General features: G+C 34.9%; 16 protein-coding genes and 1 tRNA gene. 1 reads left to right on the top strand and 16 read right to left on the bottom strand.

Features of this window, described 5'->3' with window-relative positions:
• Positions 1-74 precede the first annotated feature (74 nt).
• The 3 genes from Q0W04_RS06365 to Q0W04_RS06355 are packed head-to-tail and all read right to left on the bottom strand — an operon-like array spanning position 75 to position 1,766.
• Positions 75-431: an Rpp14/Pop5 family protein gene (locus Q0W04_RS06365; RefSeq protein WP_298501315.1), complete on the bottom strand. Its 357-nt coding sequence runs from the start codon at positions 429-431 to the stop codon at positions 75-77.
• Positions 421-1,131, bottom strand: coding sequence for a ribonuclease P protein component 3 (gene rnp3, locus Q0W04_RS06360; RefSeq protein ID WP_298501292.1), 711 nt, complete (start codon positions 1,129-1,131; stop codon positions 421-423). The genes Q0W04_RS06365 and rnp3 overlap by 11 nt, the downstream gene beginning before the upstream one ends.
• Positions 1,132-1,145: 14 nt before the next feature.
• Entirely contained in the window at positions 1,146-1,766 is a 621-nt protein-coding gene (locus tag Q0W04_RS06355) for a zinc ribbon domain-containing protein (protein WP_298501291.1), read from the bottom strand.
• 161 nt (positions 1,767-1,927) lie between these two features.
• On the opposite strand from Q0W04_RS06355, the gene Q0W04_RS06350 reads away from it, so the two are divergent.
• A complete protein-coding gene (locus Q0W04_RS06350) occupies positions 1,928-2,212 on the top strand; it encodes a winged helix-turn-helix domain-containing protein (RefSeq protein WP_298501290.1) in 285 nt (94 codons plus the stop codon).
• Here Q0W04_RS06350 and Q0W04_RS06345 read toward each other — a convergent pair whose 3' ends face one another.
• From Q0W04_RS06345 to cysK, 13 genes are all read right to left on the bottom strand, one after another.
• Positions 2,213-3,190, bottom strand: coding sequence for a zinc ribbon domain-containing protein (locus tag Q0W04_RS06345; protein ID WP_298501289.1), 978 nt, complete (start codon positions 3,188-3,190; stop codon positions 2,213-2,215).
• 8 nt (positions 3,191-3,198) lie between these two features.
• Positions 3,199-4,083: a zinc ribbon domain-containing protein gene (locus Q0W04_RS06340; RefSeq protein WP_298501288.1), complete on the bottom strand. Its 885-nt coding sequence runs from the start codon at positions 4,081-4,083 to the stop codon at positions 3,199-3,201.
• A gap of 12 nt (positions 4,084-4,095) precedes the next feature.
• The gene (locus Q0W04_RS06335; RefSeq protein ID WP_298501287.1) at positions 4,096-6,357 is read right to left on the bottom strand and encodes a DHH family phosphoesterase; all 2,262 of its coding nucleotides are present in this window, start codon (positions 6,355-6,357) and stop codon (positions 4,096-4,098) included.
• Positions 6,358-6,369: 12 nt separating this feature from the next.
• Positions 6,370-6,846, bottom strand: coding sequence for a hypothetical protein (locus Q0W04_RS06330; RefSeq protein WP_298501286.1), 477 nt, complete (start codon positions 6,844-6,846; stop codon positions 6,370-6,372).
• 126 nt (positions 6,847-6,972) lie between these two features.
• Positions 6,973-7,338: a desulfoferrodoxin family protein gene (locus Q0W04_RS06325; RefSeq protein WP_298501285.1), complete on the bottom strand. Its 366-nt coding sequence runs from the start codon at positions 7,336-7,338 to the stop codon at positions 6,973-6,975.
• A gap of 55 nt (positions 7,339-7,393) precedes the next feature.
• Positions 7,394-7,765 carry a Fe-S cluster assembly scaffold protein NifU gene (gene nifU, locus Q0W04_RS06320; RefSeq protein WP_298501284.1) on the bottom strand — a complete coding sequence of 124 codons (372 nt, stop codon included), beginning with the start codon at positions 7,763-7,765 and terminating at the stop codon, positions 7,394-7,396.
• Position 7,766: 1 nt separating this feature from the next.
• On the bottom strand, positions 7,767-8,972 hold the full coding sequence (gene nifS / locus Q0W04_RS06315) for a cysteine desulfurase NifS (protein WP_298501283.1): 1,206 nt from the start codon (positions 8,970-8,972) through the stop codon (positions 7,767-7,769).
• Between the two features lie 73 nt (positions 8,973-9,045).
• Positions 9,046-10,341, bottom strand: coding sequence for an O-acetylhomoserine aminocarboxypropyltransferase/cysteine synthase family protein (locus Q0W04_RS06310; protein ID WP_298501282.1), 1,296 nt, complete (start codon positions 10,339-10,341; stop codon positions 9,046-9,048).
• Between the two features lie 230 nt (positions 10,342-10,571).
• Positions 10,572-11,921, bottom strand: a complete 1,350-nt coding sequence (cysS, locus tag Q0W04_RS06305; RefSeq protein ID WP_298501281.1) for a cysteine--tRNA ligase — start codon at positions 11,919-11,921, stop codon at positions 10,572-10,574.
• 32 nt (positions 11,922-11,953) lie between these two features.
• Positions 11,954-12,025 (bottom strand) — tRNA-Cys (locus Q0W04_RS06300).
• A gap of 71 nt (positions 12,026-12,096) precedes the next feature.
• Positions 12,097-12,477: a transcriptional regulator gene (locus Q0W04_RS06295; RefSeq protein WP_298501280.1), complete on the bottom strand. Its 381-nt coding sequence runs from the start codon at positions 12,475-12,477 to the stop codon at positions 12,097-12,099.
• 11 nt (positions 12,478-12,488) lie between these two features.
• On the bottom strand, positions 12,489-13,196 hold the full coding sequence (gene cysE, locus Q0W04_RS06290; protein ID WP_298501279.1) for a serine O-acetyltransferase: 708 nt from the start codon (positions 13,194-13,196) through the stop codon (positions 12,489-12,491).
• Between the two features lie 60 nt (positions 13,197-13,256).
• Positions 13,257-14,204 carry a cysteine synthase A gene (gene cysK / locus Q0W04_RS06285; RefSeq protein WP_298501278.1) on the bottom strand — a complete coding sequence of 316 codons (948 nt, stop codon included), beginning with the start codon at positions 14,202-14,204 and terminating at the stop codon, positions 13,257-13,259.
• Positions 14,205-14,213 lie beyond the last annotated feature (9 nt).

The raw sequence follows: 14,213 nt of genomic DNA, 5'->3' as shown, positions 1-14,213 counted from the left end.
TTCCATAAATCCAATTGATATTTATAATATATATTATTTATAAAGTTTTCTATTTTTTAATAACAAAAAGTAATTTAAATATATTTCTGGGAAGCTTTGATTGTACCTGACAATCCGATGGTCGTAATGGCAATTCTGGAATTGTTAAATTTATTGGCAAGGGCAAGTGAAGACCTGACGTCACTTACAAAATCCCTTTGACATCTAATTATTGCTTTATAACAATAATAATCGTCCGGTTTTTCCATTTCATAAAACTTCATAACCCATAAATTAAAATTAGCAGTATTTGTTTCCCCCTGAAAGCGAACGCAGGCATCCCATACTATAGTAACCAAATCATCCTTAGAAATAGGGCAATCAATCTTAATGTCTACGGTCAAATATCGATTATTCTTTCTAAGAGTGGGAGGCAAAACCTTAAGTTTCATCATCAACCCTCCTTACACCCTTTAAAATCATTTTATCCCTATTTTTATTAAATTCAAGGATTTCTGCAGAAGTTTTAAAAGATTTTTCTATTTCAACATCAGTTAAACCTGTGTGTTTAAAAACGGAAATAAAATCAAGCGTAGTTCTCAAATCAAAAACTGATTCTGCTCCCGAAGATAGAATTAAGGGAAAATCAAATTTTCTATATAATGTATAAATATCTTTAAAATTAGAAATTACCTTGGATCGGTAGGATAAATAACTTCTTAAAACATCCCTAAAACACAATTCAACAGCAACATTATTATTTACAGCCTGTTTGGCCAAAACATGATTCATGCCACCTTCAAAGCGTTTGAGATAAGGCCTTGATAAAACATCAATTTGAACATTCTCCAAAACCGCCCGATTAACCTTTAAATCGCCGCCAACAACAGAAATGCATGATGATTTATTTCTGAATTTACGGGCAATTTTTCTAATCTCATTGACATTATCTGATTTAATCTCCAAGGTATAATCAAAACTGATTTTATCATCCAGACTATTTAATAAATCGTCTTTAAACCCCAAAGCTTGCTTAAAATCATTTTGATTGTATGAAAAATTTATATGGTTCCATCCATATCCCAAACACTCATTGGCCATAACCAAATTATTTTCCAAACTGCTTCCTTTAATATTTAAATCAACAAACATGTTAAATTCTCTAATTATTGATATCTGTAGAACTCTACTTGCCAACTTACAGTCTCATAATAATCTATGTCAAATGTCTGAGATGAAGATGAAGTATATGTAAATGAATCGGATCTTGTTTCAACATCACTATGTGAACCCCAGTCCACTCCACCGGACTGTCCGTTGGAGCCTGTGACATATAAGTGGTTTGTAGCATAGTTTTTGATAGGATATGCTGAAAGTTTGACCATAATCTTACCTGACGGAACGCTGATAGTCTGAGAACCTGAACCGGATCCCGAATACGTGCCTATCAATTCCCAGGATTTTGACTCAGTGGTTTGTGAGCTTGAACTTTGAGAAGAAGAAACAGATTGTGTTTGAGCATTGTCATCATTTGATACGGAAGATGATGCGTCCTGTTGAGAATCATTAGCCTGAACTTGAGAGTTGGAATTCATTGATCCAATGAAATAACCCATAACAGCAACAAGAAGTATAATAACAATAACCAAAGCAATTATAACATATTTAGTGCTGTTTGAACTTTTTTCAGGAGAATCACCTCCTCCACCACTTTCCAACAATTCCCCGCATTTAGTGCAGAACTTTGCCGTATCCTTATTCTCAAAACCACATTTTTTACATTTCATAGTATCAAACTACTAACTATTATTAATAATAATTTAATTTTCATAATATAAATAAATTAACAAATATTTGAGAAATCCCTTAAATTGGTGTTTAAACTACTTATAATAAAATAATAAAATGTTATAAACATTTTATAGTATAAGCAATATAATATTCTATTATGTCAAATGAAAACGATGAGCTTTTGAAATTAACTTCATATGTCCAAATTTCCAAATATAGGGAAAAGACATTGAAATCCATTGGAGATGAAGTTAAAATACCAACTAACATCGCAAAAGACAGTGGAATTAGAACTAACCATATTTCAAAAGTTCTAAGTGAATTAAAAAGTAAAGAAATTGTTGAATGCATTAATGAAGAAGCTCGCAAAGGCAGATTATACAGATTGACCGACACAGGTAAAGACGTATTGGATGCAATTAAAGAAAAAGAGGAAAAATGATTAAGTTGAATCAATCCCTTTTTTTATATCATTTAATTTTTCTCTAACATTCTTTTGTGAAGCTTCTTTAAAAACATCATATAAAATACTGATTAAAGTACTATTTTTTAAATCTAAAGGCAAACAGTCATTTGTTTCAGTGAATATTGATTCATAGGTTGGTGGATTCAAATCCTTTCTATATTGAATTTTTATTTCATCCCTCAAATCCTCATCAATATATTTTTCCAGATAAGTGATTATTTCATTGGCAAAAGTATTTCCAAAAACTACCATTGTCTGCAATGACTCCTTATCCAATTCTGTATTTTCCAGCAATACATTGAATGAACCGTAATTCTGAAATCCATAAGGAATGAAACGTCCTTCAACTGTATGGGCGCAATATTCATTCATGATTTTAAATTCAGGCAATGTTAAAAAATACCAAACTAAACTTTGGAGTGTTGATGAAGTTCGTACCTTAAAAATATGGCACAATAAACTTTCAATTATTCCAAATAAAAAATAATGACCCAATTCATGAATAATAGTCGCTATTTGAACCGAATCATCCAAACGGTCATCATAATAAATGCAATTTCCAAGGAAAATATAGCCTCTCTCATAACCTCTGGCTTTAGGCCTGCATTCAGTGAATACGCTAGCAAAATTCAGTATTTTCTCTTTAATATCATTTCCATCGAATTCAATATAATCTGCTCTTATAAACAGATTACGCAGCAGATTATTATATTCCTCATCATTAATTTGGGCATTTAACAATAAATCATGATTATAATCGCTGAACAGTATATCAAAATCATCAATAGCTATCGGATTGATCTGTTTTTGACATTTCTCGCAATGAGTAGCATAATCCAAATTTGCTTTTCCACAGTATGGGCATATGTTTTCACTTATGAACCTATTTCCGCAATGGGTGCAATAATTGTTTTCCTTAAGGTTATATGTACCGCAAACATCACAAATTTTCAATAAAACCACTACCTAAAAATATCCTTAAGAGATTTTACCGTATTATTAATCGAATTTTTACGAATTAAAGTTATCTTAATATTTTTTCCACAATTATGACAATAATCTTCATTCCAATTTAATATTTCGCCACATGAACAAATGATTCTAGTTTTCAATGTTTTTTGAGGGTTCAACGGCTTGTCACAGTTTTGACAGAACTTGGAACCTTCAGGATTTTTTTCACCACATATGCAAACTATGATGGAATTTTCCCTATTCAAACTTGTACCGCACTCAATGCAGAAATCAGATGTGGCCTCATTAATTGTAGAACATGTGCATAATATAAATACATCTCGGGAGCTGCCATAATTTTTTAAAGGCAAACCGCAGTTCCTGCAGAATTGGGAATCCTTTTCATTTTCTTCCCCGCAAAAACAGAAGACAGAATCATCAAACTCCAGGTTAAAATTACTATAGTTGGCGTTGGAGACAGTAACCTCCTGCAACTTTTTACCGCACATCTCACAATAGTCATTTTCCCTTGAATTAACAGCACCACACTCACATAAAATATTATCCATGAATAATGATGGTTTGGATCTGTTTTTAAAGATTCTGGCAAGTTTACTTTTGGACCGTTTAGCTCCACACATATAGCAAAATTCATTATCTACACTATTCAAATAACCGCAAGAACATATTTCATATTTAAAATCATCCCTATTGCTTTCAATATATGGTGAAAAATCTATATCCAAATTAAAAAATCCAATATCATGAATAGGCAAAACTAAAACATTATTTTCACTGCTGGCTATATTACCTGTCTTATAACCACATTTGGAACAGTGTGATTCATTGGGAAATATTCTATGACCGCAAGTTTTACAATAATTTTCTAAAGCCATTTTTCTAAGATTCTATTTTTTGGATAGGGATTGAATTTCTTCAACAACCTTGTATAACACTTCTTCACCAAGTCCTTCAATATATTTTATTGAACCGGCGCATTCATGACCTCCGCCGTCAATGCCTGCGGAAGGAACTCTTTCAATCATTGTAGCTACAATATCATTAACATTAAATCCAAATTCTTCATTTACAGCATCAGTTGCCCTAAATACTCCGAAATCAGGTCCGTGACCTAAAGTCACAATAGGCTTATCCTCACCCAATTCCTTTATAACATGGTCATGAACGAAACCGCATGTTTTTCCAGGAGCAGGGAAAGTGAATTTATGGGCATACTTTTCAACATCAATAAGGTTGAAGTAAATTCCATTTTCAAGCTGTGTCCTTTTAATGTTTGGCAATGCTGCCTTAAGCTGGGTATCGATTCTCTTTTGATATTCCTTATACAGTGCATCAATCATCTTTTCGTGCTTGTCAATGTTGTCCACTGCCAGAATAGTGTCCATGATTCCCCTACCATTCATGAACCTTAGGAAATATGCTTCAAAATCAACGCATTCGGCTATTTTTGCCAAATGTTCTTTGGAAAATCCTTTTTCATTAGCCAATTGCAGATATTGATAGACCTCACCGCATTCAGCACGGTCCCCCAATGCTGCAACTGCAGGCAAATGCTTAATTAACTCCTCAACATCAGGATTGATAATGTGTGCCACTTCAGTTGCCAATGCTCCGGCTGTCAATTGGGAATCCCCACCAACAAGATACGGATTTACATGAGTATCCACATATTCATCCACAGCAACGGTTGCACCATAGATTTCGCCGTCACGTACATCTTTTGTTATTAAATCACCCGGAGAGTGATGGTCTATTACAACAACTTCAATATCATAGATTTTGGCCTGCATCAGCGCTACAATGTCCTCTTCTGTAGAACCGTTATCCAAAAGAACAATCAGAGGCAATTTCTGACCGTGCCTTTCCTGGTCTTCAAGGGCAAATGACAAATCTTTAACAACATCTTCCAGTTCGTAAAATGGAGCTTTACTTGGAGAACGTTTGAAATAATAATATTGAGCATCGTTACTTGGATTTGCTTTTTCAATTAATGGAATCAAAGCTTTTTCCATTGCCACACCAGCACAGATACCGTCAGCATCATTGTGGTGTCTAAGCAAAATTGTCCTCCCATCAAGTATTGCCCTTCTAATCTTTTGAGCTGCCTCACGCATCTTCGGTTTAAGTCTATTTAAAACATCACTTTTGACCAAGAAATCAACATCTTCAGGCTCCGCCCTCTTGTTTAATGCAGCATCAATTAAAGCTCGTAACTTACGAGTATTTTCTTCGGAAAGTTTTGTCATTGAAGATGACTCAATCTGTGTCTTTCCGCTATGTTCATTAACTTCACCTAAAACCTGCACAGCATCGCCAACTTCGATTTCAGGATAAGACCTCTCACCGGCTTTATCAAAAGCAGCTATTTCAGTTATTCCACTTTCATCGCTTACCATGAAAATTGTTGGACCGGAAGTCTGCTGGATTTGTTGAACCTCACCATCAATTCTTACAATTTTACCTTTTTTATCTTCCAGTTGCTTAATAAGAGTTCTAGGAATTGATTTTGTTAATTTTATAAGTCTGTATTTGTCAACGTAAGCCGGTGCCAAATCGATTTTGTTTTCCCTTGATTTGATTGCAGTAATAAATACAATGACATCATCACCCACATTATATTCGGAAACATCTCCCCTCATAAGTCCCCAAACATTATTGTTTAATGTTACAAAAGCACCATATCTTTCCACTCTGGTAATTTTTCCTTTGTATAACTTATCCTTATCAATATCGCTCATTTTACATAAGGAATCCAATACATACACGTCTCTTGCCTGATTTTGACGGGCAACATATTCATCATGTTTCATTTTCTCAACCTTTCTTTTTTCCATACAATCTGAGCAGACATCCTGTCCTTCATCAATTAATGCTCCGCAATCCCTACATACATTGATTTCACCGGTTCCCATGCAGTGAGGACAGTCTTCATACACTTCCACCTGTCCTTTTCCATTACAAACTTCACAGGGAATATCCTCATCCCCGCCCAAATCAAATTTATCACGGGCCTTACTGTTAACACCTTTAAAGTGACTGCCTACATCAAATAAATCCTCTTCATAACCTGTTCCACCACAGGCATCGCATTCTTTATAGTCCACAACTACTGAACCTATTCCTTTACATTTCGGACATTTTGTTTTCATTTAAAACCTCAATTAAATACCAAATTCTTCTTTAAATAAATCCGGATTTTCAATAACTATCAAATCTCTTTGATCCTGGTACTGTTTAGCCTGATAGATTAAATCATTAGCTTCAGAAGCATAACTTGTACCAGTAGAATTAGCATTAACCTCAAAACATTCAATAGCTTGTTTAAATAAATCAATTGCTTCTAATTTCAACTGCAATTCATTTATAACCGTATTGATGTAATTCTGATGAACACTATTTACATCTGATGTGAAATTACTCTGAATATCCAGCAATTTTGATAAACTTCTGTTATAATTATTTTCCGCAGAAACTGCCTTATCCATTCCATCATAAAAATATTTATTGTTAACCAAATCAACGGCTTCATTATACTCCCTATCCCCCGTTACAATGCCATCACTAATATCCTGCATTGATTTATTGATGTTATCAGTAGAACTATCAATAAAAAGGACAGCGGTTGAAACTAAAGCCAATATTACAATAAAAATTATTAATTTAATATAACTAGACACGATATATTGTATATTAAAACAAGTAATTAAAATTTTTTATAATATGAAAATAAAAGAAAAAAAGAAGTTTAAAAATAAATTTTAAACCTATTCACTGGACCATAGTCCGTGTAAATTACAGAATGCAAATGCTTTAACATCTTCAGCTGCATTAACAGTGAAGGTTGCTTCAGCAACATCTCCAGGTTCGAAACATTTTGCATATTGTTCTTTACCAGCTTCTACAATTAAGAATTGAATGTAGTGGTCATCATCCATTGGGTGAGCAGCTTCACCGACTTTAACGGTTATTTTATCACCATCGATTTCAACAACAGGTTTGTGTTTAGGTGATTTTTCACCTTCAGTCTGTACAGGGATTGCAAGCATGTGGTCATTGCATGCGTTTTCATCACCAATAGCTAAAACTTGGATAATACTTCCACATTCTTCACATTTTAATATCTTTGCCATAATAAAACATCTCCTTTTATAGTTAGAAATATTTTATTTTTCAAAGTATTTATTACTATTGATTATTTTCATAGTAATTTTCAATGGCTGCCTGAAGCCCGTCTGCAGCAAGGTTTGAACAATGCATTTTTATAGGTGGAAGACCATCCAATTCCTCTGCAACATCATTTCTAGATATTTTTAAAGCTTCTTCCAATGTTTTTCCAACGGCTATTTCTGTTATCATACTGCTGGTTGCAATAGCTGCTCCGCAACCGAAAGTTTGAAATGAAATATCCTGAATTACATCATCTTCAACTTTGATATAAATTGTCATCAGGTCTCCGCATGTCGGGTTTCCAACAGTTCCAACACCATTTGCATCTTCCATTTTTCTGCAGTTTCTTGGGTTTGCAAAGTGATCCATTACTTTTTCTGAATAATCCATTTTAACACAACCTACAATCATCGTGTTTTTTACACATTACGCCATCATAATCGAGTTCCTGATTCCAGAGAGGTGACATTTCTCTAAGTCTTGAAACAGATTCTTCGATGACATTAACAAATTCATCCACATCAAATTCATCGCTTTCAGGAGCGAGTGAAATTCTCAAAGATCCATGAACATCAACAGGATCAAGACCTAAGGCTGTCAATACCGGTGACGCTTCCAGTGTATTTGAAGAACATGCAGACCCGGTAGATGCCTGATAACCTTTAGCATCCAATAAAAGAATCAAAGATTCTCCTTCAATAGCCTTAAATCTGAAGTTGACAAGGTTCGGCAATCTGTTTTCTCTGTCCCCATTCAAATATGCTTCAGGAATGGTGGCCAATACTTTTTCAATAAGCTCATCCCTAATTGAGGATAATTTTTCATAATGTTGTTCAAGTTGCTGGGAAGCTAATTCGCAAGCTTTCCCAAACCCTACAATTCCAGGTACATTTTCTGTTCCGGACCGGATTCCTTTTTCCTGACCACCACCATGAATGAGCGGCACTACACGAGTTCCTTTTTTAATGTATAATGCTCCAACACCTTTTGGTCCATTAATTTTATGTGAAGATAAAGACAGCAAATCGACATTCAATTTTTCAACATCCACCTCAATTTTACCGAAACTTTGAACAGCATCGGTATGGAATTTGATTTTCTTCTCACGGGCTATTTTACCGATTTCCTCAATAGGTTGAACAGTACCTATTTCATTGTTAGCGTGCATGACTGTTATTAAAATTGTTTCATCAGTAATAGCCTCTTTCAAGTCTTCAATCTTAATTAGACCGTCTTCATAAACCGGCAAATAGGTTACCTTAAAGTCAAGGGATTCCAAAAATCCTAAAGTATTTTTAACTGCAGGGTGTTCAATATTGGTAGTGATAATATGTTTACCTTTTTTGGCCAGTTTAAAAGCGATACCTTTAATGGCAAGATTATCTGATTCTGATCCCCCGCTTGTGAAAAATATTTCTTCAGGTTTTGCATTGATTGCATCGGCTACTCTTTGGCGAGCCAAATCAAGTGCTTTTTTTGATTCACGACCAATTTTATAAAGAGTGGAAGGGTTTCCGAACTCTTGTGTAAAATAGGGTTCCATTTCATTGAAAACTTCTTCACTAACTTGAGTGGTAGCTGAGTTGTCTAAATACATTTCTTTATCTCCCAATTGTTTATTTTAAAATTTTAACTTATGATATAAATATTTTAAGTGATTAGACAGTAACTTAAATACTATCTAATGCTTGACTTAAATCTTCAATTAAATCATCTGCATCCTCAAGACCAATGGAAAGCCTAATGAAATCAGGTGTTACACCAGTAGCTTCCTGTTCTTCAGGAGTTAATTGTTGGTGGGTTGTACTTGCTGGATGGATTGCTAGACTTTTTGCATCACCGATGTTTGCAAGAATAGAGAACAATTCTAATTTTTCAATTACTTTTCTTCCAGCTTCCTCTCCTCCTTCAACACCAAATCCTAATATGCCTGCAAAGTTATCTTTTAAGTATTTTTTATTGATTTCATAAGTTGGATGGGATTCAAGTCCAGGATAGTTTACCCATTTAACTTTTGGATGAGCTTCTAAAAATTTAGCTACTTTTAGAGCATTTTCTGAGTGTCTTTTTACACGTACATCTAAACTTTCAAGTCCTTGCAGGAAAATAAAACTGTGCACAGGAGCTTGTGTTGCACCCAAATCTCTTAAAAGCCTTGCTCTTGCTCTTACAGTAAATGCAATGTTACCCAATTCAGGAACATCACCGAACGCATCCCAGAATACCAATCCATGATAACTTGGATCAGGTTTTGTGAAGTTTGCAAACTTGCCGTTTCCCCAGTTGAATTTACCAGAATCTACAATGTATCCTCCAACTGCAGTACCATGACCTCCAACATATTTGGTTGCAGATGCTGCAATGACATCAGCACCATGTTCTAAAGGTCTGACCAAACCTACACCAACAGTATTGTCAACAATCAATGGGATATCATGGGAATGTGCAATTTCAGCCAACGCTTCAAAATCAGGTACATCCAATTTAGGATTACCGATAGACTCCACATAAATCGCCTTTGTTTTTTCATCGATTGCATTTTCAAAAGCTTCCAGATCCTGTGAGTTTACGAATCTGACTTCTCTTGCAAGATCCTTGAAAGTGTAGTTAAATAATTGGTAAGTTCCACCGTAAAGGTTGTCTGCTGAGACTATATTATCTCCAGGTTCAGTTACATTTAAAATTGCATATGAAATTGCTGCAAGACCACTTGATGTTGAAATACCAGAGTTACCGCCTTCAATAGCAGCAATTCTTGCTTCAAATACATCACTGGTAGGGTTTGTTAATCTGGAGTAAATTTGTCCAAATTCTTGAAGGGCGAATCTTCTTGCAGCCTCATCTGAGTCTTTAAATACATATGAAGTAGTCTGATAAATTGGAACTGCCTGTGCCCCAGTTGCGGGGTCTGGAGTTTGTCCTGCACGTACACCTAATGTTGCTAATCCATAATTTTTATTTGTCATTAATAATCACCTTAATAATTGAATTTCTTAATAATATATCACGTGTTATATTACTATATAACAATAGTTATTTTTTATATTTAAATGTTTTGTATGCCTAAATTAAAACATTGAAAAAAATAAAATATAACTTATGTTATATAATATAACATATGTTATTATAGTATATAAAGGTTGTTATTTCTTATAGAAAAAAATTAAAAAATAGAAAAACGGAGATTCAAATCTCCCTAATCATTTATCTCATAACCCAATGACTGCAGGTTATCTCTAATCTTATCAGACAAATCATATTGTTTGTTAGCTCTAAGTTCAGTTCTTACTTCAGAAATTACTTCAAGCAAATCATCGCTTCCAGCATTTACTTCTGCTACTTCAAAGCTGACACCAAAAATATGAGCCACATCATCCAAGAATGCCTTAATAGCTATTTTATCATCATCAGATAAATTTTCCAAATCATTTTTGGAATCATTTATTAATCCGAACACAGCTGCAATAGCTTTTGGAGTGTTAAAGTCATCATCCATACTATTGAAGAATTCGCCGGACCATTTATCCAATATTTCATAATCAGAACTAAATTCTTCAGTCACTTCAACATCTAAAAGTTCATAGTATTTTCTAATCCTATCCAAACTTTTTTCAGATTGATGAAGTGAATCTTTAGAAAAGTCGATAGGGCTTCTGTAGTGAGTTGAAAGTACAAAGAATCTGAATGTTTCGGCATCCCAATCTTCAAGCAATTCACGAATGGTAATGAAGTTGTTTAAAGATTTTGACATTTTTTCTCCGTTTACATTTAAAAATCCAGTGTGTAACCAGAATTTAACCATAGGAGCTTTCCCTGAAACCGCTTCCATTTGTGTAATTTCCGCTTCGTGGTGTGGGAAAATCAAATCCAAACCTCCACCATGGGCATCATATTGAGGTCCGAAGTAGTATTCGGTTATTGCAGTATCCTCAATGTGCCAGCCAGGCCTTCCATCACCCCATGGGGATGGCCATGTTGGTTCATCTGTACCCTCACGTTTTTTCCAAAGCGCAAAGTCCTGAGGATTTTTCTTAGTGGTCTCAGCAAGGTCTCTGTGAGATTCCAGCTCCTCGACATTTCTGTTGGATAATTTACCGAATTCAGGAAACTTATCAATTTCAAAATAAACTCCATCTTCGGTTTCATAAGCAAAACCCTTATCGATTAATCTTTGAATCTGATCCAATATTTCATCAACATGATCGGTTGCTCTTGCAAATAAATTAACACCATTGACATTTAATTTATTCATGTCTTCAATGTATCTTTTTTCAAATTTTCTAGCTAACTGACTTGCCGGAATTCCGCTTTCTTTTGACCTGTTGATGATTTTATCATCAATATCAGTGATGTTCTGGATATAAAATACTGCATATCCACTGTACTCCAAATATCTTTTAATTGTATCAAAAGAAATGTAAGTTCTTCCATGACCAATATGAGCATCATCATAAACAGTCGGACCGCAAACAAATAAGTTAACTCTATTTTTATTAATAGTCACAAAATTCTCTTTACTGCGAGTTAAAGTTGAATAAACGTCCATAAAAAATAACCTCGAAAAATAGTAATTATAAAAGGCAAGTGAGGGATTTGAACCCCCGTATTATGGTCTGCAGCCACACACCTAAGCCACTCGGTAAACTTGCCACTAAAATTAAAAGTATAATAAAATATTGGTTATTGATAGTTTAAATAGTTTACTATTATTCCCAATATTTTTAGCAATTACTAGCTTCGGAACCTAAACAAGATTGACAATCCTCACCAAGCTCAGATTTGTCAATGTTAAGTTGGTTCAAAACATCTGCAGTTTCAACATGCTTACAGATAGCGCATGTTCTTCCAATCAGTTGTGCTTTTGTAGCTCTTCCGTCAGCCAGTTCCTTAGCAAAGTCCTTAACCATTTTCCGGACATTATCATCAAGTTTTATTCCACTTCCACGTTTGTCTGTAATGTACTGTGACACTGCAGGTTGAGTAATGTCCATGAGCTCTGAAACATCTTTTTGCCTCATGCCCAAATTTAAAAGTTCTTTAGCTAATTCAGACCTAATGGCCGGTATTACATACCATACTACGATTTCACAAGGCGGTTTCATAAAAATCCCTTCTATTTTTTAAACAAATCCTCTAGTTCTTCTTGTTCATCTCGGATATCTTCTGTTAAACAAATTTCGTTTTTATCAAATAATATCTTAATTTGTTGATCATTTTCTTTGAGGTGTTTTTCCAAGGTTCTGATTGCATCCGCAACAGGGTCTGGAAGCTTACCGTGGTCAAGGTCAACTTCCTTGTAGGAAACACCCTTACATTTAACAATACGACCTGGAACGCCCACACATGTTGATTCAGGAGGAACATCCTTTAGTACAACTGCACCTGTACCTATTTTAGAGTACTCTCCGATGGTAATGTTACCCATTACCTTTGCACCTGCACCAACAATGACCCCCCGTTCCAAAGTAGGATGTCTTTTGGTTTTTTCTGTACTGGTCCCTCCAAGGATTACACCTTGATATAACAGCACGTCATCACCAACGATTGCAGTCTCACCAACAACAACACCCATCCCATGGTCTATGAAAACACGTTTACCAAATGTAGCACCAGGGTGAATTTCTATTCCAGTGAGAAATCGTGCAATATTGGAATTAATACGGGCTAAAAGTTTTAAAGAATGATTCCAAAGCCAATGACTGACTCTATGAAATAACAAAGCATAAAATCCAGGGTAGCAAAGGAAAATCTCTAGTGTAGACCTTGCCGCAGGATCTTTTTGCTTGATTGCTTTGATTTCATCCCTTAAATTATCAAACATTGGTAAACCTCAAAGATTGTTATAAAATAAATTTATAACATATAGTATAAATAATTATTCTTATTCAAATAACCATTCTACAGAGAGATATCTTTCACCATTATCAGGTAAAATTGCTATTATCCTTTTACCTTTGTTTTCATCTTTTTTAGCTAAATCCAATGCAGCCCAAGTTGCAGCTCCAGAAGATATTCCTGAAAATATGCCTTCTTTTTTAGCAAGAGCAAGCAATGTGTTTCCAGCATCTTCATTTGCAACAGGAATGATTTCATCAATTACATCAGAATCATAAATTGAAGGTACAAAACCTGCGCCAATACCTTGAATTTTGTGAGGTCCTTTTTCACCTTTTCCTAAGGTTTGGGAATCTTTTGGTTCAACCGCAACAATTTTTACACCAGGAACTTCTTCTTTTAATACTTTACCGATTCCAGTAATTGTTCCGCCTGTACCAACACCGCCAACAACGATATCAACATTTCCTTCAGTGTCCCTTAAGATTTCCTGAGCAGTAGTTTCAGCATGGATTTTAACATTAGCAGGGTTATCGAATTGACCTAAGATAATGGAATCTGGTGTATTTTCATTAAGTTCTTTCGCTTTTGCAATAGCTCCACCCATTCCATCAGCACCAGGAGTTAAGACAATTTCCGCACCTAAAACGCCAACAAATTTTCTTCTTTCAATAGACATGGTTTCAGGCATGGTTATAATTAATTTGTAACCTTTAGCAGCCGCTGCAAATGCAAGACCAATACCAGTGTTTCCACTTGTCGGTTCGATGATTGTAGCACCAGGTTTGAGCAAGCCTTTTTCTTCTGCATCCTCAATCATAGCAACTGCAACACGGTCTTTTACACTTCCGGTTGGGTTGAATGATTCTATTTTTACATCCACTTCTGCTTCTAATCCTTCTGTTAAATTGTTTAATCTTACGATTGGAGTGTTTCCAATAGCATCAGTAATACTGTCGAGCACTCCTCTTTTTAATTCTGGTATATTTGCCATAATTTTTTC

Source organism: uncultured Methanobrevibacter sp., assembly GCF_947170395.1.
GTDB lineage: Archaea > Methanobacteriota > Methanobacteria > Methanobacteriales > Methanobacteriaceae > Methanocatella.
This window is presented reverse-complemented; position numbering and strand designations above follow the sequence as displayed.

What these genes read in the sequence shown, in the direction of transcription:
- Q0W04_RS06335 (WP_298501287.1), bottom strand. Translation starts at nt 6,357, where the DNA reads ATGAAAACAAAATGTCCGAAATGTAAAGGAATAGGTTCAGTAGTTGTG.
- Q0W04_RS06350 (WP_298501290.1), top strand. Translation starts at nt 1,928, where the DNA reads ATGTCAAATGAAAACGATGAGCTTTTGAAATTAACTTCATATGTCCAA.
- Q0W04_RS06310 (WP_298501282.1), bottom strand. Translation starts at nt 10,341, where the DNA reads ATGACAAATAAAAATTATGGATTAGCAACATTAGGTGTACGTGCAGGA.
- nifU (WP_298501284.1), bottom strand. Translation starts at nt 7,765, where the DNA reads ATGGATTATTCAGAAAAAGTAATGGATCACTTTGCAAACCCAAGAAAC.
- cysS (WP_298501281.1), bottom strand. Translation starts at nt 11,921, where the DNA reads ATGGACGTTTATTCAACTTTAACTCGCAGTAAAGAGAATTTTGTGACT.
- Q0W04_RS06295 (WP_298501280.1), bottom strand. Translation starts at nt 12,477, where the DNA reads ATGAAACCGCCTTGTGAAATCGTAGTATGGTATGTAATACCGGCCATT.
- rnp3 (WP_298501292.1), bottom strand. Translation starts at nt 1,131, where the DNA reads ATGTTTGTTGATTTAAATATTAAAGGAAGCAGTTTGGAAAATAATTTG.
- Q0W04_RS06340 (WP_298501288.1), bottom strand. Translation starts at nt 4,083, where the DNA reads ATGGCTTTAGAAAATTATTGTAAAACTTGCGGTCATAGAATATTTCCC.
- Q0W04_RS06325 (WP_298501285.1), bottom strand. Translation starts at nt 7,338, where the DNA reads ATGGCAAAGATATTAAAATGTGAAGAATGTGGAAGTATTATCCAAGTT.
- Q0W04_RS06355 (WP_298501291.1), bottom strand. Translation starts at nt 1,766, where the DNA reads ATGAAATGTAAAAAATGTGGTTTTGAGAATAAGGATACGGCAAAGTTC.
- cysK (WP_298501278.1), bottom strand. Translation starts at nt 14,204, where the DNA reads ATGGCAAATATACCAGAATTAAAAAGAGGAGTGCTCGACAGTATTACT.
- cysE (WP_298501279.1), bottom strand. Translation starts at nt 13,196, where the DNA reads ATGTTTGATAATTTAAGGGATGAAATCAAAGCAATCAAGCAAAAAGAT.
- Q0W04_RS06365 (WP_298501315.1), bottom strand. Translation starts at nt 431, where the DNA reads ATGAAACTTAAGGTTTTGCCTCCCACTCTTAGAAAGAATAATCGATAT.
- nifS (WP_298501283.1), bottom strand. Translation starts at nt 8,972, where the DNA reads ATGTATTTAGACAACTCAGCTACCACTCAAGTTAGTGAAGAAGTTTTC.